28 protein-coding genes are annotated in these 26,076 nt (G+C 38.7%); 22 read left to right on the top strand and 6 right to left on the bottom strand.

Annotation, left to right across the window (positions count from 1 at the left end; all coding sequences use genetic code 11):
- The first annotated feature begins 126 nt into the window (after nucleotides 1-126).
- The 6 genes from ezrA to IHV09_RS16855 all read left to right on the top strand — a co-directional run bounded on the left by ezrA (nucleotide 127) and on the right by IHV09_RS16855 (nucleotide 8,565).
- A complete protein-coding gene (gene ezrA, locus IHV09_RS16880) occupies nucleotides 127-1,818 on the top strand; it encodes a septation ring formation regulator EzrA (RefSeq protein WP_197131642.1) in 1,692 nt (563 codons plus the stop codon).
- A 172-nt stretch (nucleotides 1,819-1,990) separates the two neighbouring features.
- Nucleotides 1,991-3,133 (top strand): cysteine desulfurase family protein, encoded by a 1,143-nt coding sequence (locus tag IHV09_RS16875; protein WP_197265001.1) that lies wholly within the window; start codon nucleotides 1,991-1,993, stop codon nucleotides 3,131-3,133.
- Between the two features lie 5 nt (nucleotides 3,134-3,138).
- Complete coding sequence (gene thiI / locus IHV09_RS16870) at nucleotides 3,139-4,350, top strand: tRNA uracil 4-sulfurtransferase ThiI (RefSeq protein WP_197190330.1); 1,212 nt, start codon at nucleotides 3,139-3,141, stop codon at nucleotides 4,348-4,350.
- Nucleotides 4,351-4,987: 637 nt separating this feature from the next.
- Complete coding sequence (locus IHV09_RS16865; protein WP_066243771.1) at nucleotides 4,988-5,173, top strand: alpha/beta-type small acid-soluble spore protein; 186 nt, start codon at nucleotides 4,988-4,990, stop codon at nucleotides 5,171-5,173.
- 129 nt (nucleotides 5,174-5,302) lie between these two features.
- Complete coding sequence (mbcS, locus tag IHV09_RS16860) at nucleotides 5,303-6,877, top strand: acyl-CoA synthetase MbcS (RefSeq protein ID WP_197265000.1); 1,575 nt, start codon at nucleotides 5,303-5,305, stop codon at nucleotides 6,875-6,877.
- Nucleotides 6,878-6,972: 95 nt separating this feature from the next.
- A complete protein-coding gene (locus IHV09_RS16855) occupies nucleotides 6,973-8,565 on the top strand; it encodes an amidohydrolase (protein ID WP_197264999.1) in 1,593 nt (530 codons plus the stop codon).
- Nucleotides 8,566-8,633: 68 nt separating this feature from the next.
- Here IHV09_RS16855 and IHV09_RS16850 read toward each other — a convergent pair whose 3' ends face one another.
- Nucleotides 8,634-9,431 (bottom strand): NAD kinase, encoded by a 798-nt coding sequence (locus IHV09_RS16850; RefSeq protein ID WP_197131629.1) that lies wholly within the window; start codon nucleotides 9,429-9,431, stop codon nucleotides 8,634-8,636.
- A 152-nt stretch (nucleotides 9,432-9,583) separates the two neighbouring features.
- Between IHV09_RS16850 and IHV09_RS16845 the strand changes: the two genes are divergently transcribed.
- The 8 genes from IHV09_RS16845 (at nucleotide 9,584) to IHV09_RS16810 (ending at nucleotide 16,097) form a co-directional block, all read left to right on the top strand.
- A complete protein-coding gene (locus IHV09_RS16845) occupies nucleotides 9,584-10,252 on the top strand; it encodes a DUF2953 domain-containing protein (RefSeq protein WP_197131627.1) in 669 nt (222 codons plus the stop codon).
- Between the two features lie 2 nt (nucleotides 10,253-10,254).
- A complete protein-coding gene (ytfJ, locus tag IHV09_RS16840) occupies nucleotides 10,255-10,707 on the top strand; it encodes a GerW family sporulation protein (protein WP_197131625.1) in 453 nt (150 codons plus the stop codon).
- An 88-nt stretch (nucleotides 10,708-10,795) separates the two neighbouring features.
- Nucleotides 10,796-11,296: a thiol peroxidase gene (tpx, locus tag IHV09_RS16835; protein ID WP_197265025.1), complete on the top strand. Its 501-nt coding sequence runs from the start codon at nucleotides 10,796-10,798 to the stop codon at nucleotides 11,294-11,296.
- 170 nt (nucleotides 11,297-11,466) lie between these two features.
- Complete coding sequence (locus IHV09_RS16830) at nucleotides 11,467-12,465, top strand: class I SAM-dependent methyltransferase (RefSeq protein WP_197264998.1); 999 nt, start codon at nucleotides 11,467-11,469, stop codon at nucleotides 12,463-12,465.
- Between the two features lie 205 nt (nucleotides 12,466-12,670).
- Entirely contained in the window at nucleotides 12,671-13,858 is a 1,188-nt protein-coding gene (locus IHV09_RS16825; protein WP_137788653.1) for an acetate kinase, read from the top strand.
- Nucleotides 13,859-14,002: 144 nt separating this feature from the next.
- Entirely contained in the window at nucleotides 14,003-14,665 is a 663-nt protein-coding gene (locus IHV09_RS16820; RefSeq protein WP_197131615.1) for a GNAT family N-acetyltransferase, read from the top strand.
- A 76-nt stretch (nucleotides 14,666-14,741) separates the two neighbouring features.
- Entirely contained in the window at nucleotides 14,742-15,572 is an 831-nt protein-coding gene (locus IHV09_RS16815) for an EcsC family protein (protein WP_197189572.1), read from the top strand.
- An 18-nt stretch (nucleotides 15,573-15,590) separates the two neighbouring features.
- Nucleotides 15,591-16,097: a MogA/MoaB family molybdenum cofactor biosynthesis protein gene (locus IHV09_RS16810; RefSeq protein WP_197131611.1), complete on the top strand. Its 507-nt coding sequence runs from the start codon at nucleotides 15,591-15,593 to the stop codon at nucleotides 16,095-16,097.
- A 150-nt stretch (nucleotides 16,098-16,247) separates the two neighbouring features.
- Here the strand turns inward: IHV09_RS16810 and IHV09_RS16805 are convergent, their stop codons facing one another.
- A complete protein-coding gene (locus IHV09_RS16805; RefSeq protein ID WP_197264997.1) occupies nucleotides 16,248-16,562 on the bottom strand; it encodes a hypothetical protein in 315 nt (104 codons plus the stop codon).
- A 213-nt stretch (nucleotides 16,563-16,775) separates the two neighbouring features.
- On the opposite strand from IHV09_RS16805, the gene IHV09_RS16800 reads away from it, so the two are divergent.
- The 7 genes from IHV09_RS16800 (at nucleotide 16,776) to IHV09_RS16770 (ending at nucleotide 23,472) form a co-directional block, all read left to right on the top strand.
- Nucleotides 16,776-17,978 (top strand): argininosuccinate synthase, encoded by a 1,203-nt coding sequence (locus tag IHV09_RS16800; protein WP_197131605.1) that lies wholly within the window; start codon nucleotides 16,776-16,778, stop codon nucleotides 17,976-17,978.
- A complete protein-coding gene (gene argH / locus IHV09_RS16795) occupies nucleotides 17,975-19,360 on the top strand; it encodes an argininosuccinate lyase (protein WP_197131603.1) in 1,386 nt (461 codons plus the stop codon). The genes IHV09_RS16800 and argH overlap by 4 nt, the downstream gene beginning before the upstream one ends.
- Before the next feature lie 68 nt (nucleotides 19,361-19,428).
- A complete protein-coding gene (locus tag IHV09_RS16790) occupies nucleotides 19,429-19,590 on the top strand; it encodes a hypothetical protein (protein ID WP_197264996.1) in 162 nt (53 codons plus the stop codon).
- Nucleotides 19,591-19,845: 255 nt separating this feature from the next.
- Entirely contained in the window at nucleotides 19,846-20,967 is a 1,122-nt protein-coding gene (gene ald, locus IHV09_RS16785) for an alanine dehydrogenase (protein WP_197189570.1), read from the top strand.
- A 125-nt stretch (nucleotides 20,968-21,092) separates the two neighbouring features.
- Nucleotides 21,093-21,773: a metal-dependent hydrolase gene (locus IHV09_RS16780; protein WP_197264995.1), complete on the top strand. Its 681-nt coding sequence runs from the start codon at nucleotides 21,093-21,095 to the stop codon at nucleotides 21,771-21,773.
- 57 nt (nucleotides 21,774-21,830) lie between these two features.
- A complete protein-coding gene (locus IHV09_RS16775; protein ID WP_197131591.1) occupies nucleotides 21,831-22,073 on the top strand; it encodes a hypothetical protein in 243 nt (80 codons plus the stop codon).
- Between the two features lie 82 nt (nucleotides 22,074-22,155).
- Complete coding sequence (locus IHV09_RS16770) at nucleotides 22,156-23,472, top strand: DRTGG domain-containing protein (protein ID WP_197265024.1); 1,317 nt, start codon at nucleotides 22,156-22,158, stop codon at nucleotides 23,470-23,472.
- A gap of 40 nt (nucleotides 23,473-23,512) precedes the next feature.
- On the opposite strand, the gene IHV09_RS16765 is transcribed toward IHV09_RS16770, so the two are convergent.
- Entirely contained in the window at nucleotides 23,513-23,809 is a 297-nt protein-coding gene (locus IHV09_RS16765; RefSeq protein ID WP_197131588.1) for a YtpI family protein, read from the bottom strand.
- 85 nt (nucleotides 23,810-23,894) lie between these two features.
- On the opposite strand from IHV09_RS16765, the gene IHV09_RS16760 reads away from it, so the two are divergent.
- The gene (locus IHV09_RS16760) at nucleotides 23,895-24,842 is read left to right on the top strand and encodes a DHH family phosphoesterase (protein WP_197264994.1); all 948 of its coding nucleotides are present in this window, start codon (nucleotides 23,895-23,897) and stop codon (nucleotides 24,840-24,842) included.
- A gap of 48 nt (nucleotides 24,843-24,890) precedes the next feature.
- Here the strand turns inward: IHV09_RS16760 and IHV09_RS16755 are convergent, their stop codons facing one another.
- From IHV09_RS16755 to IHV09_RS16745, 3 genes are all read right to left on the bottom strand, one after another.
- Entirely contained in the window at nucleotides 24,891-25,076 is a 186-nt protein-coding gene (locus tag IHV09_RS16755) for a hypothetical protein (RefSeq protein WP_066396796.1), read from the bottom strand.
- 129 nt (nucleotides 25,077-25,205) lie between these two features.
- Nucleotides 25,206-25,718: a sporulation membrane protein YtrI gene (gene ytrI, locus IHV09_RS16750; protein ID WP_197131582.1), complete on the bottom strand. Its 513-nt coding sequence runs from the start codon at nucleotides 25,716-25,718 to the stop codon at nucleotides 25,206-25,208.
- Complete coding sequence (locus IHV09_RS16745; protein WP_197131579.1) at nucleotides 25,718-26,050, bottom strand: YtrH family sporulation protein; 333 nt, start codon at nucleotides 26,048-26,050, stop codon at nucleotides 25,718-25,720. The genes ytrI and IHV09_RS16745 overlap by 1 nt, the downstream gene beginning before the upstream one ends.
- Nucleotides 26,051-26,076 lie beyond the last annotated feature (26 nt).

The raw sequence follows: 26,076 nt of genomic DNA, 5'->3' as shown, positions 1-26,076 counted from the left end.
TCATAAAAGCATTAAACTGCAATTTTTATAGAATAAAAACGAAATTAGATCGGTAAAGCGATTTAAACATACGAATACATAATGTAGGCCATATAGAAATTTGAACAGATAGAAAGGGTGCCTCTGATGATATACATAGTCATTGCCATCGTTACATTCCTAGCATTGATCCTGTACGGTGCCATGTCACGCCGAAGAGTGTATAAAGAAATTGATCGACTCGAAGCATGGAAAATGCAAATTATGAATCGCCCATTAACAGAAGAGATTTCAAAAGTTAAGGGTATGGCGATGATTGGGGAAACGGAAGAAAAATTTGAAATGTGGCGTCAAGAATGGGATGAGATGGTAACGGCTCAACTTCCTAATTTAGAAGAAGACTTATTCGACGCTGAGGAATATACAGATAAGTACCGCTTTAAAAAAGCTAGATCTATTTTAGCTGGGGTTAGCCAATCATTAGAAAAAATTGAATTGCGAATTAAAGAGATTACTTCAGAGATTAATGAGTTAGTTACGAGTGAGGAACTAAATCGAGAAGAGATCGTTGAAGCGAAAGAAAAGCTGCAAGAAACAAAGAAGTACTATTTAACACATATCCGCGCACTTGGTCAGACAGCCCCAATTTTTGATAAAGAGCTGGATGAGATTAAAGCACTGTTTGAAACATTTGAATCACTTACTGTACAAGGAAGCCATCTAGAAGCTAGACAAAGACTTGTAGAGAGTTTAAACCGTATTTCAGACTGTAAAACGAAGATGCAGGGTGTTCCTGAACTTCTAGTGATCCTTCAATCGGATATACCAAATTCACTGAAAGAATTAAGTGCAGGTTTTACTGAGATGGAACAGCAAGGCTACGTTCTACATCATATCGGTATTGAAAAAGAGATCAGTTCTTTGAAAGATCTTAACGAACAAGCGTTGAACAGAGTGTTAGATTTGGAGCTTGAGAGTGCTCAAAGAGATATGGACGAAACGGTTCAGAAAATGGATCAGCTCTATGAAATGCTCGAAAACGAAGTGCATTCTAAGCAATTTGTAATTAGTGAAAGAGAAATCTTTTTCTCTTCCATTCAAGATCTTCAAGATAGAATTGAGAATTTAAAGCAAGAGACCCAAATTGTTTCTTCTACTTACTTGATCGAACAAAATGAAGCAGAAATGCAAAAGAAGATTGAAAAACTGTTTCACAAGCTACAGAGTCGTTTCTTAATCATTGAAGATTCAATAGACGAAAAAAGAGAATCTTATTCAGTTATTCGAGAGATGATGGAAGAGATGCAAAAGCAGATGGAAGAACTGCAGCGTTCTCAGAAAGTATATGAAGAAATGCTTCATAACTTAAGAAAAGATGAGCTTGAAACGAAACAAAGCTTAAGAGAACTAAGAAAGAAACTGCTCGAAGCAAGAAGAATGGTACAAAAGAGCAACCTTCCTGGATTACCGGAACACTACTTGATCACGATCGGGAAGGCAGAAGAATATATCATCGAAGTTTCTAAAAAGCTGGATGAGAAGCCTCTTGAAATGTCAGATGTTTCTTATGTACTAAACAAAGCGCACGAAGCAGTAAACGAAGGTTACGATGAAACGTCTAAGATGATCGAGAATGCTTTCTTAGCTGAGAAGCTCATACAGTACGGCAATAGATTCAGAAGTTCTTATCAATCTGTATCCGTTCGATTGATTGAAGCAGAGATCGCTTTTCGAAATTATCAGTATGAAGATGCTCTTGAGATTGCAGCTTCTGCGATAGAAAGTGTTAGACCTGGAATCCTTAAAGAGATGGAAATCAATTTAAAGTCACATGTATAAAAACTGCGAGGATTCAATTCCTGCAGTTTTTTTGCTGTTTAAAAGAATTTTATTTTGGTGAGTTAACAAAAACTAGGATATAAGTGGAGATGTGCACGATAGCTAAATTATGGTATGATAATGAAATGTGTGTTTTAGAACGGTTTGGAATGGATAATTGGAGGATTCAACAATGATTTATTTGGATAATAGTGCAACAACAAAGCCATATAAGGAAGTACTTGATACGTTCGTTACGGTGTCAGAAAGGTATTTTGCCAATCCATCTTCCCTTCATTCTAAAGGAGGCGAAGCTGAGAAATTGCTTGGTCAGGCCAGAAAGTCAATTGCTCAGTTACTGGAGGTTGCTCCATCAGAAGTCGTTTTCACCTCTGGTGGTACAGAAGGCAACAATATTGCGATCAAAGGGATTGCTTTTCAACATCAAAATCGAGGTAAACACCTTATAACATCTTCTGTTGAGCATGCATCGAGTCATGAATCCTTTCAATATCTTGAATCACAAGGTTTCGAAGTAACGTATCTTCCGGTGGATCAGAACGGTTTGATTTCATTAGAAGAACTTAAGTGTTCGATCCGGCCAGATACGATTCTTGTTTCACTTATTCATGTCAATAACGAAACGGGAACGATACAACCTATTCAAGAGATAGGTAAGATCTTGAAAGAGCATCCGAAGATTTTTTTCCATGTCGACAATGTTCAAGGTGTCGGTAAGGTTGACCTGCCACTAAAGGAGTGGGGGATTGATCTATGCACGATATCTGCTCATAAAATTCACGGTTTAAAAGGAAATGGGATTCTATTTGTGAAGAATGGTGTGAGTGTCTCTTCTTTATTCACTGGTGGAGAACAAGAATTAAAGAAAAGAGCCGGGACTGAAAATGTTGCAGGTATTGTAGCTATGGCAAAAGCGTTAAGGTTAATTCTTCAAGAAATGAAGGAAAAGAAAGAAAATTTACTTGAGATTAAACAGTTCTTAATTGAAGAGTTGCGTTCCATAGATGGAATAGACATCAATACATCTTTAAAGTACTCAGCTCCTCACATTATTAATTTTTCAGTGAAGGGTATCAAACCAGAAGTGCTGATCCATTCCCTTGATAAAAGAGATTTGTATGTATCAACTCGATCTGCATGTTCATCAAAACAAGGTGGAGCTAGCCGTATCTTATTAGAGATGGGGTTAGGAGAAAATCGTGCTTCAACGGCTATTCGTTTGAGTACCTCCTATGGAAACACTTTGAAAGAAGCAGAACTGTCTTTAAAAATATTAAAAGAAGAACTAATAAATATTAAGAAGGTAATGAGGTAATGAAGATGATTTATGATCATTTAGTCGTACGCTATGGTGAATTATCACTAAAAGGAAAGAACAGAAGGCATTTCGAATCACAGCTTTTTGAAACAGTAAAAAGAAAAATGCGTCCGTTTCAGGATCTGCATATGTCAAAACACTTTGACCGAATTGTTATTGAGTTAAACGGCCAATCATATGAGCCTATCGTTAAATCTTTACAAGATATTTTTGGCATCCACTCGATCAGTTTAGCTGTAAGATCTGAAAATGACTTAGAAGCGATTCAGAAAGCAGCGTTAATCGCTCTTAATGAAGCGATGGAAGGAAAGAAGACGTTTAAAGTTACTGGTAAACGCTCATTAAAGTCCTTCCCAGTTAACTCCATGCAGCTTAACCAAGAAGTTGGAGGATACCTTTTAAGAAACACGGAAGGTTTAACCGTTGATGTTCATAATCCAGATGTAAATGTAAAAGTGGAAGTAAAAGATACAGGAACTTACATCAGCTCAAAATCATTTGAGGGAGCTGGCGGTCTGCCGATAGGTGTTGGCGGTAAAGCGATGCTAATGCTTTCAGGTGGTATTGACAGTCCAGTAGCGGGATATTTGACTATGAAGCGTGGTGTTCGTATTGAAGGTGTTCATTTTCATAGTCCGCCATTTACAAGTGAACGGGCAAAACAAAAAGTGGTGGATCTGACACAAGAGCTCACTCGCTATAGCGGAGGCAAGATCAAGCTTCATGTTGTACCTTTTACAAAAATTCAACAAACGATCAAAGATAAGATTCCGTCTAGTTATAGCATGACAATCATGAGAAGAGTAATGCTAAGAATCACTGAGCGTTTAGCGGAGAACAACCATGCGATGGCTATCGCGAACGGAGAGAATCTCGGCCAAGTTGCAAGTCAAACGATGCATAGCATGTATGCGATCAATGAAGTAACAAACCTGCCTATTCTTCGCCCTGTTATTACAATGGATAAGCTAGAGATCATGAATTTGTCGCATAAAATTGGAACATATGAGATTTCAATTCGTCCTTATGAAGATTGCTGTACCATTTTCTTGCCATCTGCACCAAAGACTAAGCCGAAGCGTGAGAAAGCGATTCGGTTTGAGAAAAATATTGAAAACCTTGAAGAGTTGATTGAAGAAGCGGTTAATGAAGTTGAGACGCTGATTCTTGAAGAAGGGAAATCAACGGACGAAACGTTTGATGATTTGCTCTAAGGCATTTTTTGCGTGTTTTTTTAGTTCTTGAAAGTAGTTGATATCCGTTTCAGGTTGCTCGCTTTCCGCGGGGCAGGCGGTGAGCCACATTCGAACGTTTCACTTTTAAGTGTCTCACCTGCCCACCTGTCCCGCAGGAGTCTCGCACCTTCCACTCTCCAATCAACTAGTCAATGAAGAAAATTACAAAATAAATCAGCCTCTTTAAAAACATCAAGATTATTAACTTTAAAAGCTTGATGACAAGTTAATCAAGGTAAGTCATAACAAAAGTCTGCATATTGTGCAGGCTTTTTTTACTTATAGAGCTGTTGTTTTTGCATTCAGATTGTCTGTCCATTGCAATTTGCTTAGAGTGCAAGGATGCTTGCCTGCTACATGAGAAGCTACTTTTGAAGACATGCAACGAGAAAGCGTACTGAGGAAGCATTGACTTGTTAGATGCAGTAGCAAGTATGCAACAGCAAGCTTGAAGTGGTCATTTTTATAACTGAAGTTAGCAAGTGTGTGCTGAAATCAACTGCGTTCAATAGCCTGCTTCTTAACTAATATACGAAATGGCAACACACACAACAATTTCCAAGAATTGAATCGGCCATTTAGACACATCTTATTAGTACAAAGGAGGTGAAACAACATGGCAAACCAAAACCAATTAGTAGTACCAGGTGCACAACAAGCTGTAGACCAAATGAAGTATGAAATCGCTTCTGAATTCGGTGTAAACCTTGGACCAGATTCAACTTCACGTGCTAACGGATCTGTAGGTGGAGAAATCACTAAGCGTCTAGTAGCTCAAGCTCTAGGTGGATACTCTAAATAAATAGCAAATGGCTAACGGAGCGGGTTATCCCCGCTCCTTTTATTTTTGTACATATATGACTAAATTTTAAAAATTTTCTAAAATATATTATAATGGTAAAGAACAACATGAATTGAAAGGGTGAAGTAAATGAACTTGATTGCTCCAAACATTTATAATTTAACAGAAGAAATGGAAAAGTATGCTTTAAACCCTGAAAAAAAAGCTTTAATCTGGATGGATGAACAAGGTATTACAGAGGAGATTACATATAAGAAGCTCCTAGACAGAGCGAATCAAATTGCAAATTCTTTAGAAGAACTTGGACTGGCTAAAGGTGATAGAGTTCTGATCATCATGCCGCGACTGATTGAAACATATGCGGTGTATATCGCTTGTTTGAAAGCTGGAATTTCTGTTATTCCATGCTCAGAAATGTTAAGAGCTAAGGACCTGAGCTACCGTGTTCAGCATAGTGAAGCTAAAGCGATCATTGCGGATTACCGATTTACAGAGCAGGTTAATGAGATCAAAGACCACTTGCTTACACTTACATATAAAATTAGTGCGAACGGGGAAACAGATAACTGGTTAAGCTTACAAGCAATAACGAATAATGTAAGCGTTTCCTATAAAGCGCCTGAAACGGCAAGAGATGATATGGCTTTTTTATCTTACACATCAGGTACAACCGGCCAGCCTAAAGGTGTGGTGCATACACACGGATGGGCATATGCTCATATTCGTACTGCTGCTAAGAGCTGGCTAAACATTTCAGAAGATGACAAAGTTTGGGCAACGGCTGGACCAGGCTGGCAAAAGTGGATCTGGAGTCCATTCCTATCAACATTAGGAACAGGTTCTACCGGTTTTGTCTATCAAGGTAAGTTCGATCCCAAAAAATATTTAACACTTTTGCAAGACCAGAAGATCTCTGTTTTATGTTGTACACCAACAGAATATCGTTTAATGGCAAAAGTAGATAATTTGGATCAATATAAGCTACCACAATTAAGGAGCGCTGTATCGGCTGGAGAACCGTTAAACCGAGAAGTGATCGATACGTTCGAAAAATATTTCCAAATTAAAGTACGTGACGGATATGGACAAACAGAGAATACGTTATTAGTCGGTACGATGGAAGGTATGGAGATCAAACCAGGTTCAATGGGTAAGCCGACGCCTGGAAATGATGTTGATGTCATTGATGAAAACGGAAAACCTGTTGCTGCTGGAGAAGTTGGTGATATTGCCGTTCATAAAAATTGTCCTGCTCTGTTTAAAGAATATTATAAAGATCGTGATCGAACGATGATGGCTTTTCGTGGTGACTATTATGTGACAGGTGATAAAGCGAAGAAAGATGCTGAAGGCTATTTATGGTTCGAAGGCAGAGGTGACGATATAATCATCTCCTCAGGGTATACGATTGGACCTTTTGAAGTAGAGGATGCACTTGTAAAGCACCCAGCTGTTAAAGAATGTGCGGTGGTGGCAAGTCCAGATGAAATACGTGGTCATATTGTTAAAGCGTTTGTTGTTTTACGAGATCATACTGCAAGTAACGATGCCTTAACAAAAGAACTTCAAGAACACGTAAAAGAACTTACAGCTCCATATAAATACCCAAGATCCATAGAATATGTTGATGATCTTCCAAAGACAACTTCAGGAAAGATCAGACGTATCGAGCTTCGTCAGCTAGAAGCATCAAAATCAAGATGATTTTTAAGGAAAAAGCAGATAACTTATCTGCTTTTTTGCTTGGTTTTTAAGTTATACTACTTTTAAAAGAAGATGAATAAAGGTGGTCAAATAAATTGGGGACTCTCTTTTATAACGGAAAAATCTACACGATGGCAAACGAAGGTGAACATATTGAAGCTGTTTACGTGGAGAACGGTCATATCATTAAAACAGGAACGGAAAAACATCTAACTAATACATTTAGAGAGCATATTACGAAAAGGGTTGATCTAAATGAGAACTTCATGTATCCGGGATTTGTGGACAGTCATCTACATTTGATCGGTCATGGTGAAAAGTTGATAAAACTCGATCTCTCAGAAATGACTTCTGCTGAAGAGATGGAACGTGCTCTGAGAGAAAAAGCAACTACACTTACATCCGATGAATGGTTGATTGGAGAAGGATGGAATGAGAACAATTTTATCGACCGTAAGATTTTTCATAGGCAAGAATTAGATGGTATTTCAGGTGGACGACCTGTTCTTCTATCCAGAGTGTGTCGGCATGCATTTTTAGCGAACACAAAAGCTTTAGAATTGGCAGGTATCACTAAGGATACGATCGATCCTCCTGGTGGAATTATCGTAAGAGATAATGATGGAGAAGCAACAGGGCTGTTACATGATAGTGCTGCAGAACTTGTAAAGAAAGCTGTGCCAGAAGCTTCACAGAACTATTTGAATACGGCCTTAAAAACCTCTATCAAATATTTACTTTCATTAGGATTAACAGGAGGTCATTCGGAAGACTTAAGCTATTATGGGTATGTAGAAAGGCCGTTGAGTGCTTATCGAACTGTCATTGATGGAGAAAAGATTAAGTTTCGAGCTCATCTATTGGTGCATCATGAAGCCTTTGAAGACTTCAAGAATGTTAAAAAGGAATATGAGTTGCCTTTCGTAGAGTATGGAGCATTGAAAATATTTGCAGATGGAGCTTTTGGAGGCCGGACCGCTTGGCTATCTCAGCCTTATAATGATGCACCGGAAACCTCAGGTGTATCGATCCATGCAGATATTGATCTAGCTAAACTTGTTCAAAAAGCGAGAGAGTATCATATGAATGTTGCTGTACATACGATTGGTGATATGGCATTGAAACAAACGATTGAAGCGATAAAAAATCACCCTGCAAAGGAAGGCAGAGATCGCCTAATTCATGTTGGACTTGTAGATGATAATTTAATTGCAGAAATGAAACAACTTCCAGTCATACTAGATATTCAACCAGGATTTGTAGCATCAGACTTTCCATGGTTGATCGAACGACTCGGTACGGATCGAATTCCAAATGCTTTTCCTTTCAGAAGATTGATCGATGAAAAACTAATTTGTGCAGGTGGCTCTGATGCTCCTATTGAACCAGTGGATCCGCTTCTTGGAATATTTGCTGCAGTAACACGAAGAAAACCAGGGGAGAGTCATGAAGGTTATGTTCCAGAGCAAAAATTAACAAGGTTTGAAGCGATATCATTATATACTGTCGGAAGTGCTTCTGCCATTATGCAAGAAGATGTTAAAGGGGTCATTAAAAAAGGATATTTAGCTGACTTTACTGTATTAGATCAAGATCTATTTGAAGTTTCAGAAGATGAGATCTTAAAATCTAAGGTTGTACTTACAATTGTAGATGGTGATATTGTCTATGAGAACCAGGGTTTGTAGAACGCGAATCATGAACCAAAAAAACAGCTTGCAGATGATGCAAGCTGTTTTATTTGGTTGTTTATCTTCTACAAAAAGCTTCTTTTTACTTTATGCCAAAATGAATTGTCTTTTAATTTTACAGTCTTGATTCTTTTAGTTGTGAGCTCAAAATTCAATGTCTCACAATGCTTAATACTCATTGCTTCATTATCCATTCCGATGATCGGATAATGGCTGTTATCATGCTTGATCTTTAATGTCATCTTACGGTTATCACTGAGTATAAACGATGAACCTAACGTGCGGTAGTGATTGTTATTTAACGAAGCGAGTTCACTGATTTGATAGCAAGCTAGCATCGGGTCAACGACCGCACCGTTAACTGACTTATTGTAAGCTGTACTACCAGTAGGTGTCGAAATGATCATTCCATCCCCACGGAAGGTTTCAAAATATAGATCATCGATGAAGACGTCAATCTCAAGAGTTCGAATAATGGAAGAACGAAGAGAACATTCGTTTAAGCAGAAGAACGACCCTTGACCATCAATGGTTACAGATAGAGCAGGGTATTTTCTAACTTCAACTTGTTCGTTTTTCATCGCTTCAATCATACCCGCTTGATCATCGATATGAAAATCGCAATAAAATTCATTCTCAAGTGTACTCACACCTACATAAAGACAATCATCTCTGAAACCAGTCTTACGGACTGCTTGTAAGAAGGTGCCATCACCACCGATGCTAGCTATGATGTTTGCTTCCTGCTCATCTTCAACTACTTCGAACCCCTCTGTTATGGCTAATGATAGTAATTGGTTGATCTTTTCTAAAGTGCGTTCTTCTTTTTTGTAAAAAAAGAAGATTTTATTACGAACAGCCATAATTGCTTTCCTCCCTTAATTTCTCTGCTTCACTATTTTGTTCTGAGTGATGAGATCAAATTCCTAATTCTATTGTAACAGACAGACTTCTTAAGGTTTAGATTGAATGCGCTCTGCCTATAATGAAAAGATAACAGAAGGGGAGAGCATGTATGGTTTGGTTTACAATCATAATAGGTATCTTACTATTTTTATTAATCGTGATAAGTCTTTCAACGATCCACATCTCCATTTATTTCGTTCATCGAAATGATAATAGTAACATTCAGATCAATTTTAAAATGTATCATTTTTTAAAATATAAATTGAATGTACCTCTAATCATGGTAGATGCTCAAGATCACTCTGTAAAGATAAGAGAAGAAAAAGAAACGACGCTCGGACAGAAAAAAGAAAAGAAGAAGATTACGTTCTTACAACTAAAAAATCAATATCAATCATTTAAAAAGATGCTAAAGCATATAAACCACTTTTATCAAATACTCGCTGCATTTTTGAAGAAGATGAGGATGAAAAAAGTAGAATGGCACAGTGCAATCGGACTCGGAGAAGCTTCTTCGTCTGCCATTGCTGCAGGAGCAGTATGGGGTTTTAAAGGAATAGCGATACAAGTGCTCAATACGTTTTTTAAACTTGAAGAATCTCCGAATGTATCTGTTGTTCCTGTTTTTCAGGGGATGCATAGTGAAACGCGCTTTTCTTGTATGATTTCATTCAAAATCGGGCATGCTATTGTCGTTATGTTGAAAATCTTAAAGTCCTGGCGAATAGTAAGTCGTTCGGCTAAGGTGAATTCTGAATATATGACTGGAGGCATGTAAAAATGAGTGAACATCCGATCCAGGGTTTAATGAAAACCGCGATGGAAAACTTAAAAGAAATGATCGATGTAAATACGATTATTGGTGATCCTGTAGAGACACCAGATGGCAGTGTCATTCTTACTGTATCAAAAGTAGGGTTTGGATTTGCAGCAGGTGGAAGTGAGTTCGGTGGACAGGAAGAATCCCGTAATTCTTCCACACAGCAAGGTTCATCTAGTCAATCAAAAGAGATGCCTTTTGGTGGAGGGAGTGGAGGAGGAGTTTCCATTACTCCGATTGCATTCTTAGTAGTAAGCAATACAGGGATCAAGACGATCCACTTAGATAATAGTACCCATCTGTATGAGAGAATCTTAGATCTAGCACCTGGTGTGATTGATAAGCTACAGCATATGATGAACAAGAACAAACATAATAATGGTCCATCAAATACACAAACACATGAGTTTTAAAAAAGCTAACATCTCGTTAGCTTTTTTTTCTGCATTGCTTTAAGATGAAAGGGAAAGTACATAATTTATACCTTAAAGGAGGAATATAATCATGGCTGTAACATTTAAAGAAAAACCAGTTACATTACTAGGAAATGAAGTAAAAGTAGGGGACCAAGCTCCAGATTTTACAGTGTTGGCAAACGACATGTCTGAAGTGAGCCTTGCAGATTCTAAAGGAAGTGTACGTTTGATCGCTGCTGTTCCTTCAGTTGATACAGGCGTATGTGATGCTGAAGTGCGTCGTTTTAATGAAGAAGCATCTAAGCTGGATAACGTTAAAGTATTAACGGTATCAGTGGACTTGCCTTTTGCACAAAAGAGATGGTGTGCTGCAGCAGGTATTGAAAATGTTCAAACGCTATCCGATCACCGTGATCTTTCATTCGGTAAAGCATACGGCGTTGCGATCGAGGGACTTCGTCTTCTTGCACGCTCCGTATTTGTTATTGATAGCTCTGATAAAGTTACGTATGTAGAATACGTAGACGAAGTAACGAGCCATCCGAATTACGAAGCAGCGATCGATGCTGCTAAAGCAGCGAAATAAGCAATCAGACATCTCCGGTATAGCGTTTTATATACCGGAGATTTTTTTGTTTAAAAGGGATAGAATCCAGCAGAATCCATTCATTTTACAAGCAATAGAAGTTAATGATTGTATATCCTGTACGTAGTTTGCTAAAATGTTTCCTGTGAAAACTTAGGAGGAAGCTAAATATGAGTTCTTTTAAAGATGTAGAAAAGCTGTTTGTTGTTCTCGACAATACAGCGACGGCAATTAAGGATAAACTTGAACTGCCTTATTTAGACGCTCTTGTGGAATCAGGAGAAAACCTGTTCTTTCAGGAGATACCAAAAGAATACCCGAAAGAATTAACAACTGTGTTAACAGATGAATACAAAAAAGTGAACGTTACAGAATTCGGTAAAGAAGAAACGCGCAAGGCTTTCCAGTTGGCTGTACTTAAAGGCATGAAAGAAGCTGTACAACCACACCATGCGATGACACCAGATGCGGTTGCATTATTCGCTGGATATCTTGTTCAAAAATTCATGAAACAATCCGAGAATCTTACGTTGTTAGATCCTGTAGTTGGTTCAGGGAACTTGCTAACAGCTGTAATGAACCAGTTGAAAGACAAAGAGTGTGTTTCGTTTGGAGTAGAAGTGGATGAAACTCTTTTGCGATTAGCTTGGGTCAATGCGAATATCCAAAAGCATAAGTTAGAGCTCTTTCATCAAGATGTGATCAAACCGCTTTATGCTGATCCTGTTGATGTTGTAGTAGCCGACTTGCCTGTAGGATATTATCCAGACGACGAAGCCGCTAAAGCCTTTAAAGTTCATGAAAAAGAAGGACATACTTATGCACATCACTTAATCATCGAGCAAGCGGTTCATCACTTGAAAGAAACTGGCATTGGGATTTTTATCGTGCCAAACAATCTGTTTGAAAGTGAACAAGCGGACTTATTCAAAAGTTGGATGAAGGAAACAGTAACCGTACTTGGTCTTCTTCAGCTACCTGAATCATTATTCAAGTCCTCCGTACATGCGAAAAGTATCCTGATTCTTCAAAAGAATGGAGAAGGTGCGATCAAGCCTAAACAAGCGATGCTTGCTCAGCTTCCATCCTTCTCAAATAAAAGTGGATTAGGAAATGTTATGGAACAGATTAATGAGTGGTTTAAAACAGAGTGGGAACGTGAAAAATAACAGCGTGGGTCTATCCTATGCTGTTTTTTTCATGGAATTGCAAACGGATTCAAGTCTGAATTGCATGAATATAAGGTGTAAGCGTTTTACAACCTTGATATTAATAAGGGTCAATGTTTAAATAAGGAAGGATTATAGTTTCAAGTGAGATGGAAGTGTGAGTTCACACCCTACTATTTCATTGAATATGAAGGAGATGGCTATTTTGGCTAAAATTATTGCAATTAACGCCGGAAGCTCGTCCTTAAAATTTCAGTTGCTTCAAATGCCTGAAGAAGAAGTACTGACTAAAGGACTTGTAGAACGTATCGGATTAAATGACTCAGTTTTCACAATCGAAGTTAACGGTGAAAAAGTAAAAGAAATTAAAGATATCCAAGATCACTCAGAAGCAGTATCTATGCTTTTAGATAAATTAGTAAAACATAACATCATTTCTTCTCTAGATGAGATTGAAGGAATTGGTCATCGTGTTGTGCATGGTGGAGAGAAGTTTAACGACTCTGTTCTGATCACAGATGAGATTTTACATGAGATTGAAGAGATCTCTTATCTTGCCCCATTACACAACCCAGCGAATGTTGTTGGAATTAAAGCTTTCAAGAACGTGTTGCCTAACGTACCAGCAGTTGCTGTTTTTGATACGGCTTTCCATCAGTCCATGCCTGAAAAATCATTCTTATACAGCCTTCCTTACGAGTATTATGAAGAATATGGTATTCGTAAATACGGATTCCATGGAACAAGTCATAAGTATGTTTCAGAGAGAGCTGCGGAGCTCCTTGGACGTCCGGTTGAACAACTTCGTCTATTATCATGCCACTTAGGTAACGGTGCAAGTATCGCAGCGATCGAAGGTGGAAAATCGATTGATACATCTATGGGCTTCACACCTTTAGCAGGAGTTACAATGGGAACTCGTTCTGGTAACATTGACCCGTCATTGATTCCTTATATCATGCAAAAAACAGGTCAAAGCGCTGAAGAAGTAATTAATGTATTGAACAATAAGAGTGGAATGCTTGGAGTTTCTGGGTTCTCCTCTGACCTTCGCGACATTGAAAGTGAAGCAGAAAAAGGAAACGAACGTGCTGAACTTGCTTTAGAAGTTTTTGCTAGCCGTATCCATAAATATATCGGATCTTATGCAGCGAGAATGGCTGGAATCGACGCGATCATCTTTACTGCTGGTATCGGTGAGAACAGTACAGCTGTACGTGAGCGCGTACTTCGCGGCTTAGAGTTCATGGGAGTATATTGGGATCCTGCTCTTAACCAAGTTCGTGGTAAAGAGGCATTCATCAGCTATCCTCACTCACCAGTAAAAGTTATCGTTATTCCTACAAATGAAGAAGTAATGATCGCGCGTGATACAATGCGCTATGCGATGTAGTGATAGAGACAGTCTTTTCCCCCGGAAAAGGCTGTTTTTTTATGCTTAGATATGCAAGTGTAAGGAGGAATATGGAGTCGTTTAGCGTAAACCATCTAATGAGTAAATAAATAACGATCAGTTTGTAAAAGAGGGTGGCCGAAAATGTACATAAAGGAACAATATCTTTACTTGAACAATCGAAATGTAAAGGCTGTCGTTCGAAATTATGAACAAAAAGATTTTGCTGAACTCCTTGCCATTCAAAAAGAAAGCTTTCCTCCTCCGTTTCCAAAAGAATTATTATGGAATGAAGAACAATTACATAATCATACCTCACTTTTTTCAAACGGCGCACTATGTGTAGAGATCGATGGAGTTATTGCTGGATCCATAACGAGTTTGCTCGTTGAATATGATTTAAAACATCCGCAGCATACGTGGGAAGAGATAACCAGTAATGGCTATATTACGAATCATGATCAAAATGGGAATACTCTTTATGTTGTAGATATTTGTATACGGCCATCCTATCGGAAATTAAATTTAGGCAAGCTTCTTATGCAGGCTTTGTACGAAACGGTCATTCACCTTAAATTGGAGCGATTGCTAGGTGGCGGAAGGATGCCGGGATTTTCTCAGCACTCCCATGTTCTTTCTCCTCAACAGTATGCTGATAAAGTGATCAGTGGAGAGCTATATGATCCGGTCATCTCGTTTCTAATGCGCTGTGGAAGAAATCCGTTGATGCTTATTCCAGATTATTTAGAGGATGAAGAATCGTCTAACCATGCTTTATTGATGGAATGGAAAAATCCTTTTCTGTGAGTTTGATCACTCCAGATTTTTTACTTTAAGAGTAATTTGTACTACACTATTTAAAAGGTTTTAAAGGAGGATATGTATGGCACTAACAGAGCGTGAAGAACAGATCTGGCAGGACATTAATGCGTGGGAAGAAGATTTTTTTACATATGAACCAACGGATTTTGGCCGTACTTACGAAAAATGGGCAACAAGGCAGATGGACCTTCTTCCAGACGAGATGCAAGAGACGATAGGAGAGTATGTTGATTCTGCACTGTTTCATATTCATGCTCTTATTCAGAATTCACAATTCCAACTGGATACGAAGCAAAGGCTGTTGTCTGAAGCTAGAGTCTTTAGAGACGATATCTTTGAAATTGAAGATCTGAAAAAGTGTTCGATCGATCAGTTGTCTTATATGGCAGACCAGCAGATCGCAAGAAACAGACTGTTGTCATTCTCTCAAGGAGGACTCGCAGGTACAGGAGGACTTCTCTTCTTAGGTACAGACCTGCCTGCAATGGTTGCTCTAGGAATTCGCTCTGTGCAATCTATCGCGATGCACTATGGATATGATATACAAAGACCTGCAGAAATGATGCGCTCCTTAAAAGTCTATCATGCAGCCACGATGCCAAAGCGTTTTCAGCAGGAAAAGTGGGACGAACTGATGGTTGAGATCAGAGAGGAAGAAGATCCGATTTTTTATGCAGGAAAAGATGTGATTGCAGATGTGTCCTGGATGTCTCATCCGATACAGCAAGCTGTGAAGATGATGGCAATTCTCCTTCTCAGAAAGAAGCTCACTCAAGGTCTGCCGATCTTCGGTATGGCATTGGGTGCTATTATGAACTATCAACAGTCGAGAAAGATTACAGAAATTGCACACAAGTTTTATCAAAAAAGATATCTTTACGAAAAATATTAAGAAACAGGTGTTGCATTCATGAGTGTTCAAGAACATAAAGCTCTAGCTCCAGAAGTTGTTAGATGCATGATCGTAACCGTTAGTGATACACGTAATGAAGAAACAGATAAGAGCGGCAAATTGATACATTCTTTTTTAGAGAAAAATCATCATAAGATTTCTGAATATAGAATTGTAAAAGATGATATGAAGTCTATACGAGATGCTGCAGAATACGGCATACAGAACGAAGACATTGATGTTGTGCTTTTTAATGGAGGCACAGGGATAGCTTCTAGAGATGTAACGATCGAATCGTTATCCTATTTGTTTGATAAAGAGATCAATGGTTTTGGTGAGCTTTTTCGCATGTTAAGTTATACAGAAGATATTGGATCTGGTGCGATGCTAAGCAGAGCAGTAGCGGGAGTTAAGGATAGGACAGCGATATTTGCACTCCCTGGTTCGTCAGGTGCTGTAAAACTGGGCATGGAAAAATTGATCATCCCCGAGCTGTCACATGTTGTTCAACAGCTAAAAAAATAAAGCTGTTTGCTAAAGAGTAGACATCAACTACATTCAAAGAGTGACATTGTATACGAAAACAGCCCAAAAAAAGAGGATGCATTTGCATCCTCTTTTGTTTATGTGAAGACTTCTAATAAATCAGGAGAACCATATATGCATTCCCCTTAATTAATCGTGTATTTTGGATGTTATACTCTGATTCAATCGATACCATAACCAAAGATCGTTTATGACAGAAGCGAGGCTCGCGATTTTGTTGTTCAATTCGCAAGAGACCTCAAAATGTTCTTCAGTCGATAATTGATCTTGCAGCTCGTTAATTTTCCGTTCGATCTCTCCGATTCGGTCCGGAATTCTTCCTCTGATCCTTTCCCAATGCAACATGATTGCTTCTTGAGTGGATGTATCGTACTTTTCCCACGCTTTATCTAAATGTGGAACAAAGATTCCAAGTCTTTCATCCCAAACAAAGTCATTCTGCAACTGAAATCACCTCTAATCCTATTGTACAAAAGGGTGGGTGTTGATGGTAGTTAAAAATCAAATGTTATTTTTATTCATTTTAAAGAATAACCTTGCAATCCCTGTGATGTTTTTGTTATAGTATGAACTATCATAAATGGTATTTTTATAAACAAAAATGTATAAAAATAAATAAATATTCATTTTTGTCTATAACAAAAGGAGAGATTTCATATGGGGAAAAAGGTAGTTTTAGCTTATTCTGGAGGGTTAGATACATCTGTTGCGATTCCGTGGCTAGCGGATAAAGGATACGAAGTCATTGCATTATGCTTGGATGTAGGGGAAGGAAAAGACCTTCCTTTTATACAATCAAAGGCGTTATCAATCGGAGCATCAGAATCGATCGTACTTGATGTTCAAAAGGAATACGCTGATGAATATGCATTAGTCGCTCTACAATCACATGCATTATATGAAGGGAAATATCCACTTATCTCTGCATTAAGCAGACCGTTGATCGCGAAAAAGCTAGTAGAAACAGCTAAGAAATATGGAGCTACAGCAGTTGCTCATGGATGTACCGGGAAAGGAAACGACCAAGTCCGCTTTGAAGTTTCTGTCGCTGCACTAGCACCTGATCTTGAGGTTCTAGCACCAGTTCGTGAGTGGAGCTGGTCGCGAGAAGAAGAGATTCAATATGCGAAAGATCATGATATTCCTGTACCGATCAAAAAGGAAAATCCGTTCTCAATAGATCAGAATCTATGGGGAAGAAGCAATGAATGTGGAATCTTAGAAGATCCGTGGGCTGCTCCGCCAGAAGAAGCTTATGAGATGACTGTTGCTCTTGAACATACGCCAAATGAGCCGCAGGTCGTCGAAATTGGATTTGAACAAGGTGTACCTGTTTCACTGAACGGTCAGAATGTTACATTAGATGTTCTGATAAATCAGTTGAACGAATGGGGAGGCGCTCATGGTGTTGGACGAATCGACCATGTCGAAAATAGATTAGTAGGAATAAAATCCCGTGAAGTTTACGAATGCCCAGCGGCAACAACACTAATCAAAGCACATAAAGAGCTTGAAGATCTAACACTAGTTAAAGAAGTCGCTCACTTTAAACCGATTATTGAAAAGAAGATGACTGAACTGATATATGAAGGTTTATGGTTCTCACCGCTAAATGCATCATTAAAAGCCTTTTTAGATGAAACACAAAAACATGTAACAGGTACGGTACGAGTTAAATTCTTTAAAGGTCATGCGATCGTCGAAGGAAGAAAATCACCTTATTCCCTTTATGACGAAAAACTAGCAACATATACATCAGACGATGCTTTTGATCATACAGCTGCGAAAGGATTCATCTCTTTATGGGGACTTCCTACAAAAGTAAGCAGCATGGTTCAAAAAAATGAGGTGAAAGTGTGAAGAAGTTGTGGGGAGGACGTTTCTCAAAACAGCCTGAAGAATGGGTAGATGAGTTTGGAGCATCCATCTCTTTTGATCAGCAATTGGCCGGTCAAGATATTAAAGGAAGTCTGGCTCATGCTAAGATGCTTTTCCAATGTAAGATAATTGATAAGAGTGCTTATGAAAATATTAAGAATGGTTTGCTTTCTCTTCAGTCTGAAGTGGAAGAAGGGGAGCTTACTTATTCAGTTAAATATGAAGACATTCATTTGAACCTTGAAAAATTATTAACAGACAAAATTGGGTCTGATGGCGGCAAACTTCATACGGCAAGAAGTCGAAATGATCAAGTAGCAACAGATTTCCATCTGTATGTTAAAGAAGAAACGATATTGATCATGGATCATATAGAAGAACTGCAAAAATCTCTGTTGAATCTTGCAGAAGAACATGTAGAGACGATCATCCCTGGGTATACACATCTTCAGCGTGCTCAGCCCGTCTCATTTGCTCATCATCTTTTAGCATATTTCTGGATGCTTGATCGAGATAAAGGAAGACTGCAAGATAGTCTTAAGCGTAGTGATATTTTGCCTCTTGGAGCTGGGGCTTTAGCGGGAACAACATTTGATATCGACCGCAACATTACAATGAACGAACTAGGATTCAGAGATAAATATCTCAATAGCTTGGATGCAGTGAGTGATCGAGATTTTGCGATTGAATGCTGCAGCAACGCATCAATGATCATGATGCATCTGTCTCGTTTTTGTGAAGAACTGATCCTTTGGTCTTCAGAAGAATTCGGGTTCATCGAGATCAGTGATAGCTTCACTACAGGTAGCTCCATGATGCCGCAAAAAAAGAACCCTGATATGGCTGAATTGATTCGTGGGAAGAGTGGGAGAGTATATGGTTCGTTGATCTCCCTACTTACCTTAATGAAGGGATTGCCACTTGCATACAATAAAGACATGCAAGAAGACAAAGAACCTGTTTTTGATACGGTAAAAACAGTAAAAGGATGCTTAAGTATCATGACGGGCATGATGAATGAAGTAAAGATTCATGTTGATAAGATGAATAAAGCCGTTCATCAAGACTTTTCTAATGCTACAGAACTTGCTGATTACCTAGCGAAAAAAGGAATTCCATTTCGAGAAGCACATGAATTAGTGGGGCAGATGGTCCTTCAATGTATTCAAAAAGGCTGCTACCTTCTTGATGTATCTTTGGATGAATATCAGGAATGGTGTCCGCTCGTTGAAAATGATCTGTTTGATGCGCTATCTCCAAAAACTGCTGTAGAAAGACGAAATTCTGAAGGTGGAACAGGCTTCGAAGCCGTTCGCCAGCAGATTGATGCAGCACAATCAAGAATGGCCGTTTCCAATAATTAGCTCAAATGAACTTTCCTCAGAAGACTAAAACTATGGTTAAAGTCTTGCAAGTGAAGGAGGAAAGAATGATGGAGAATGAAAAACGTCCCAATCAACAGCTTGAATATGATGCTGAAGGTGAAATGACTGTTCATCAGCAGATAACAGAAGCTTATCAAAGCGGAATCGTTGATAAAGTAGATCAAGGACAGCAAAGAACAAAGTTAGATGAAGAAGAAAGTCTCTCATAACTGAAGAAAGGATAGTTCGTATAGTCGAGCTATCCTTTTTTTGTGTACTAAAAAAAGATTGCTCTGATTTTTAGCAGCTTTAGAATTTTCTCGATACTAAAAACTAGAATGTTCTTTTCCCATTTAGGGCATCTTAATGCTGTCTTAACTATGTTCATATTCAAATAAAATTCAACTTTTTATTTTGAATTTTTGGTGGTATGTTAACTATAGAATAATGAAAAAATTTCCATGTGATATAAAGGAGGTTGAAACATGAAAATAGGTATACCGACTGAGATAAAGAATAATGAAAATCGTGTAGCGATGACACCAGCAGGAGTATTGAACCTTGTGGCATCAGGTCATGAGGTCTTTATTCAAAAAGGCGCAGGGATCGGATCAGGTTTTACAGATGAAGAATATGAAAGTGCTGGTGGTGTTATCGTTGAAACACCAACTCAAGCCTGGTCGATGGACATGGTCATGAAAGTAAAAGAGCCGCTTCCTGAGGAGTACTGCTTCTTCCGTGAAGGTTTAATTTTGTTCACCTATTTACATCTTGCACCAGAGCCGGAACTAACGAAAGCGTTAACAGATAATAAAGTAGTGGGTATTGCGTACGAAACGGTTCAGTTGCCAAACGGAACGCTACCTTTGCTTACACCGATGAGTGAAGTAGCAGGAAGAATGGCTGCTCAAATAGGAGCACAATTTTTAGAAAAGCCAAAAGGCGGTCTAGGTATCCTCCTAAGTGGAATTCCTGGTGTAAGACGCGGCAAAGTAACAGTTATCGGAGGCGGAGTAGTCGGGACGAATGCGGCTAAAATTGCTATGGGTCTAGGAGCAGATGTAACAATCATCGATTTAAACCCAGAACGTCTTCGTCAGCTCGATGATATCTTTGGTGTTGAGATCAATACGCTCATATCCAATCCGTTAAATATAGCTCTCGCCGTTCAAGAGTCAGCATTAGTTATTGGGGCTGTCTTAATTCCTGGAGCAAGGGCACCTAAACTTGTTACCGAAGAGATGATTAAAGGCATGCAGCCAGGGGCTGTAATCGTAGATGTTGCCATTGATCAAGGTGGAATTTTTGAAACGGTTGATCGAATCACTACACATGATAATCCAACATATGAAAAGCATGGTGTTCTTCACTATGCTGTAGCTAACATGCCAGGCGCTGTCCCTAGAACCTCGACGATTGGTCTGACTAACGTTACAGTACCGTATGCTCTTCAAATCGCAAACAAAGGTTATGTTAAAGCGTGTTTAGATAATGAAGCTCTACTAAAAGGTATTAATACGTTAGATGGATTTGTAACGTATAAGGCGGTTGCTGAAGCGCATCAACTAGATTATAAAGATGCCGTATCTATTCTAAAATCTAACTAAAAGATAACAAACGAAAAAGTCCAATATTCCTTTTCTCTGGAATCGGACTTTTTTTCTGTTCTATAATAGGGTATGTAATGGAAGTAAGGTATTTCAGCGTTTATTTGAGAAGGGAGCATGTAAATATGAAAGTGACTTTTCACGGACACTCCGTACTGGAAGTTCAAACAGATCAACACTCCATTTGGATTGACCCTTTTATTAATGGAAATGGACAAGCTAAGATCGATGTTAAGGACGTAAAAGCTGATGTGATTCTTTTAACACACGGCCATAACGATCATGTAGGAGACACAGTTGAGATCGCAAAAGCGAATAACAGCTTGGTCGTTGCGCCATTTGAACTTGCTGAGTACATGCAAACACTCGGCGTAGAGGCACATCCTATGCATATCGGAGGAAGCCGAACATTTGATTTTGGAAAAGTGAAGTTCACTCAAGCCTTTCATGGATCAAGCTATTCACAAGAAGATGGCACGGTCGTATATACGGGAATGCCAGCGGGAATTTTATTCTCACATGATGGAAAAACGCTATATCATGCAGGAGATACAGCTCTATTCTCAGATATGAAATTAATCGGAGAGTTTGCAAAACCAGATATTGCTTTCTTGCCTATTGGTGACAATTTCACAATGGGCCCAGAGGATGCATTGATTGCCGCAGAGTGGATCGGTGCAAAGGTGACCGTTCCAATCCATTTCAATACGTTTCCTGTGATTGAACAAGATCCAGAAACCTCATTCACATCTAAACTTGGAAACAAAGGAAAAGTGCTCCAAAGCGGCGAAAGTATAAGCGTATAATGATTCTAACCTCCCTTTCTATGCATACCAATGATAGTAAGGGAGGTTGTGTTTTTTATGAGACAAGAAAAAATGGCAAAAGTATTAATGTTGTTGGTGCTTTTCTATGTAGCGATACCTGTTATATCGTTTGACGGCCCGCTTCTGCAACAACTTTTTTCAGTAGCTTGGATAGGATTTGCCGGTATGCTTTTGGTCAGCTTATTGTTTAAAAAGGATACGGCTCCAAAAAGGGCTGTTAAAAAGCAAAGTATAGCTTCAGATTCAAAAATGAAAAAAAGGATACACATGGAAAGTTGAGTTTCTGTTCTAATGCCTGTATAATCTGTATTAGTCAAAGTGATAAAACAGATAGATACAGGTAGAAGGAACGGTGAACGTAATGCTAACCAAGCATGAACAAATACTACAGCATATTTTGGACCTTGATGTCGGATCAAAAATCTCCGTTCGGCAAATTGCAAAAGATCTGACCGTTAGTGAAGGAACAGCTTATCGAGCGATAAAAGAAGCTGAAAACCAGGGGATCGTAAGCACGATCGAACGTGTTGGTACGATACGTATCGAAAGACAAGCAAAAAGTAATATTGAAAAGTTAACGTTTGCTGAAGTAGTAAATATTGTTGAAGGACAAGTACTAGGCGGGCGCGCTGGTCTTCATAAAACGCTGCACAAATTTGTAATCGGAGCTATGAAACTTGAAGCGATGATGCGCTATGTTGATGCGGGGAGTTTGTTGATCGTCGGTAACCGTGTGAACGCGCATGAACTTGGACTGAAAGCAGGGAGTGCAATCTTAGTTACTGGCGGCTTTGATACAGAAGAAGAAGTGAAAAGACTCGCTGACGAGCTTGAACTTCCTGTTATCTCTACGAGCTATGATACCTTTACTGTTGCGACAATGATAAATAAAGCGATTCATGACCGTTTGATCAAGAAGGATATCGTTTTAGCTTCTGATATTTTAATTCCGGTCGATGAGACGCATTATCTTTATCAACATGATAAAGTGCAGCGTTGGCACGAATTGAATCAACAAACGATGCATAGTCGTTATCCGGTAGTCGATCAAGGCAATCGCGTAACAGGTGTAGTCACTTCTAAAGACATTATAGGTGTTCCTGTTTCCATGCAGGTTGAAAAAGTAATGACTCGTGCACCTTTAACCGTTACGGAAAAAACATCTGTTGCAGCATGTGCTCATATGATGATCTGGGAAGGGATCGAACTGCTCCCTGTTATCGGAACTTCTCATAAACTGATCGGAATCTTAACAAGGCAAGATGTATTAAAAGCGATGCAAATGATGCAAAAGCAGCCTCAAGTGGGCGCGACCTTTGATGATTTGATAACTACAGAGTTAAAAGAACAAAAGGTGGATAACGAGGTTACGTACTTCTGTAGAATTACACCGCAGATGACCAACCACCTAGGTACTGTTTCATATGGTGTATTGATGACCATCGTTACTGAAACCGCACGGAAAGCACTCAGAAAAATTAAAAAAGGCGACCTCGTTGTGGAGAACGTAACGTTTTACTATATTAAGCCTGTACAGATTGATAGTGATATCGAACTGATTCCAAGAGTGCTTGAAGTGAGTCGGAAATTTGGAAAAGTAGATGTGGAAATCCATCATGATGGAAAGATTGTTGGAAAAGCAATGATGATGGCACAACTTCTTGATCATCGTTCATAAAAAAAAGTCCCTCCTGCAGGGACTTTTTATCCATACGTATTTAATTTTTCTGTGCTTCTTCACGTGCAAGCGTAAGGAAATGCTTGTACATTTTATAATTCATGATTAAAAGAACGATTCCGTAAATTAAAAAGACTAGTGCCACCCAAAGCTGTACACGTCCTTCAACTGCTGTTAGTTCGTTCAGACCGAAGGAAGCTAAGAATGAACCGAGTGCCATTTTTGCTTTTGTGCCTGTCCAGCGCTTTAAGAATGGTTCTTTTGCACGTACTTCAGAAACTTTATAGAACACATATAGAGCAAAAGAAAGTATAATTAGGATAATAAAAATAGGCATTGAAAATTCCCCCACGTATTTACTCCACTATATTGTAAACGTTTAAAACCATAATTGCCACAACGACATCTAAAAGGAGTCTGCTATGAAAGAACAAATCTTACAAGTAATCGAACAGTATGAAAAAATAATCATTCATCGACATGTCAGACCAGACCCAGATGCGCTTGGATCACAAGGTGGGCTTTCAGCGATCCTTAGGGCGAGCTATCCTCAAAAAGAAGTGTATGTTGTAGGGGAAGAGGAAGCGGGTCTTACCTTCTTAAATACAATGGATGTCATAGAAGACGATGTTTACAAAGGTGCTTTAGTCATCATTTGCGATACAGCAAACTCACCTCGTATCAGTGATCATCGGTATTCACTTGGAGATTTTATTATTAAAATTGATCATCATCCTAACGAAGATCCTTATGGAGATTTAATCTGGGTGGATACTGAAGCAAGTTCTACATCTGAGATGATAATGGATCTTTATCTTTTCGGAGCAACGTCTGGACTTAAGCTTGATGAACATGCAGCAAGACTTATCTATGCTGGTATTATTGGGGACACTGGTCGCTTTTTGTTTTCAAATACGACTCAGAAGACTCATCATTATACAGCGGCGTTATTAGAGACAGGATTCTCGCCATCAGAAATTCACGAAAATCTATATAAAATTTCTGAGAAACTTGTGAGGTTGAACGGTTATGTTCTTCAAAACTTTTCAATTGTTGATAATTGCGTAGGGTATATCCACTTAAAAAAAGATACATTGAAAAAGTTCGGCACGTCAGCAGGTGAAGCATCCCTTTTAGTGAATTCTTTTTCACATGTTGAAGGCTTGTTAGCGTGGGTGTTTTTTGTGGATGAACCAGATCAGATCAGAGTAAGATTAAGGTCCAAGGGTCCTGTAGTTAATAAGATCGCAACTAAATTCAATGGTGGTGGACATCCGAGAGCATCAGGAGCAACCGTATATACAGAAGACGAAACGATGTCTGTACTCGCTGAACTTCGAAACCTCTGTAAAGAATATAAATCTAAATAAAAAAGGCCTCATCGGGGGGGCCTTTTTATGCTTTAGCATGAAATAGATTTAGTTAGCTTTTTCAGGGATAAACCAAGAGCCAACATCTGTTACATCTTCATGCACTTTTAAGTTTAATTTTGCAAGCTCTCTCTTGATTAGGTCTGCTACTTCTTTCGTTTCTGCAAAAGCAGAAAAGCCATTCTGTAATTCCTTTACCTTTTCACGGGCAAGTTCTTTTCGATTGATAATCATGTAGTTTCCCCCCAATAATCACTCTAGAATTATTCTTTACACATATTTTATACAATTGAAGGAGGGATTGCCATTTCTTTGCCCAAAGATTCATAAAAACGTAATATTTCGACCATTATTTATGCATAATCATTCACTGATTTTAGCTGATATATAGATTCGAAGAACACCTGTGTATAAATACAAGTGATCGATTTTCACCTCATAAGTTTGCTCGTCGTCATCAAGACGGTATGTTTTATTTTCAATAGCTTGTACAAGTAAGGAATGGCTTTTAGCAAGTGTTTCTGTATCTTCTCCTATTAGATGCTCTAGATCGTCTTCAACTGCTTTTGCTATGTGCAGCCTTGTTAAATTTGATAACTTTGAAGAATCCTGGTTTGAGAACCTAGCATTCACTTCATGAAGTTTAAACTTCTTGGCGAGTTCTTTATTTGCTTTTTCATCATCCGAGGTTAAGATCTTGTTCTTCTTTTCCAAATCATTAATTTTTACTCGTTGCTTTTCAATTTTTACAATCAGCCTTTCATGAGCTAAGCCGCCTTGTATTAAAAAAAATGCCCAGCCGATAATAAACCCGATCGCTATCCCAGCAAAAAAACGCTGGTAGCCTTTTCGTTGATATAGCGGTGGGATCCTCATCAGTTAATGTTCTCCTGGCTGAGCCATTGAATCAGTTGCATGGCAGAATTAGCACCAGCAATGGCAACGAAAATATAGGTTAATTGTTTGAAAATCTCTATAGTAGCGCCGTTTTCAAAGCTTCGCTCAAAATTAGTGATCGTATCAAACGTTCCACCGATAGCAGCGACGATTGCCCATATTTTAAGTCTTTTTGCAAGCTCCATCATTTCATATATAGGTGCTTTTCCTACAAGAAAAGCGGCAAGACCGCCGATTAACGCTCCACCCAACAACACGCCGAAAGCTATAGCAAAATCTAATATGATATTCGCAAAAAATTCACGCACCATGAGACAACCTCCCCTCTTACTCAATG

The sequence above is a fragment of the Fictibacillus sp. 23RED33 genome (assembly GCF_015903925.1).
In the GTDB taxonomy this organism is placed as follows: Bacteria; Bacillota; Bacilli; order Bacillales; family Fictibacillaceae; genus Fictibacillus; species Fictibacillus phosphorivorans.
Note: the sequence above shows the minus strand (reverse complement) of the source record. Positions and strands in the feature narration are given on the sequence as shown.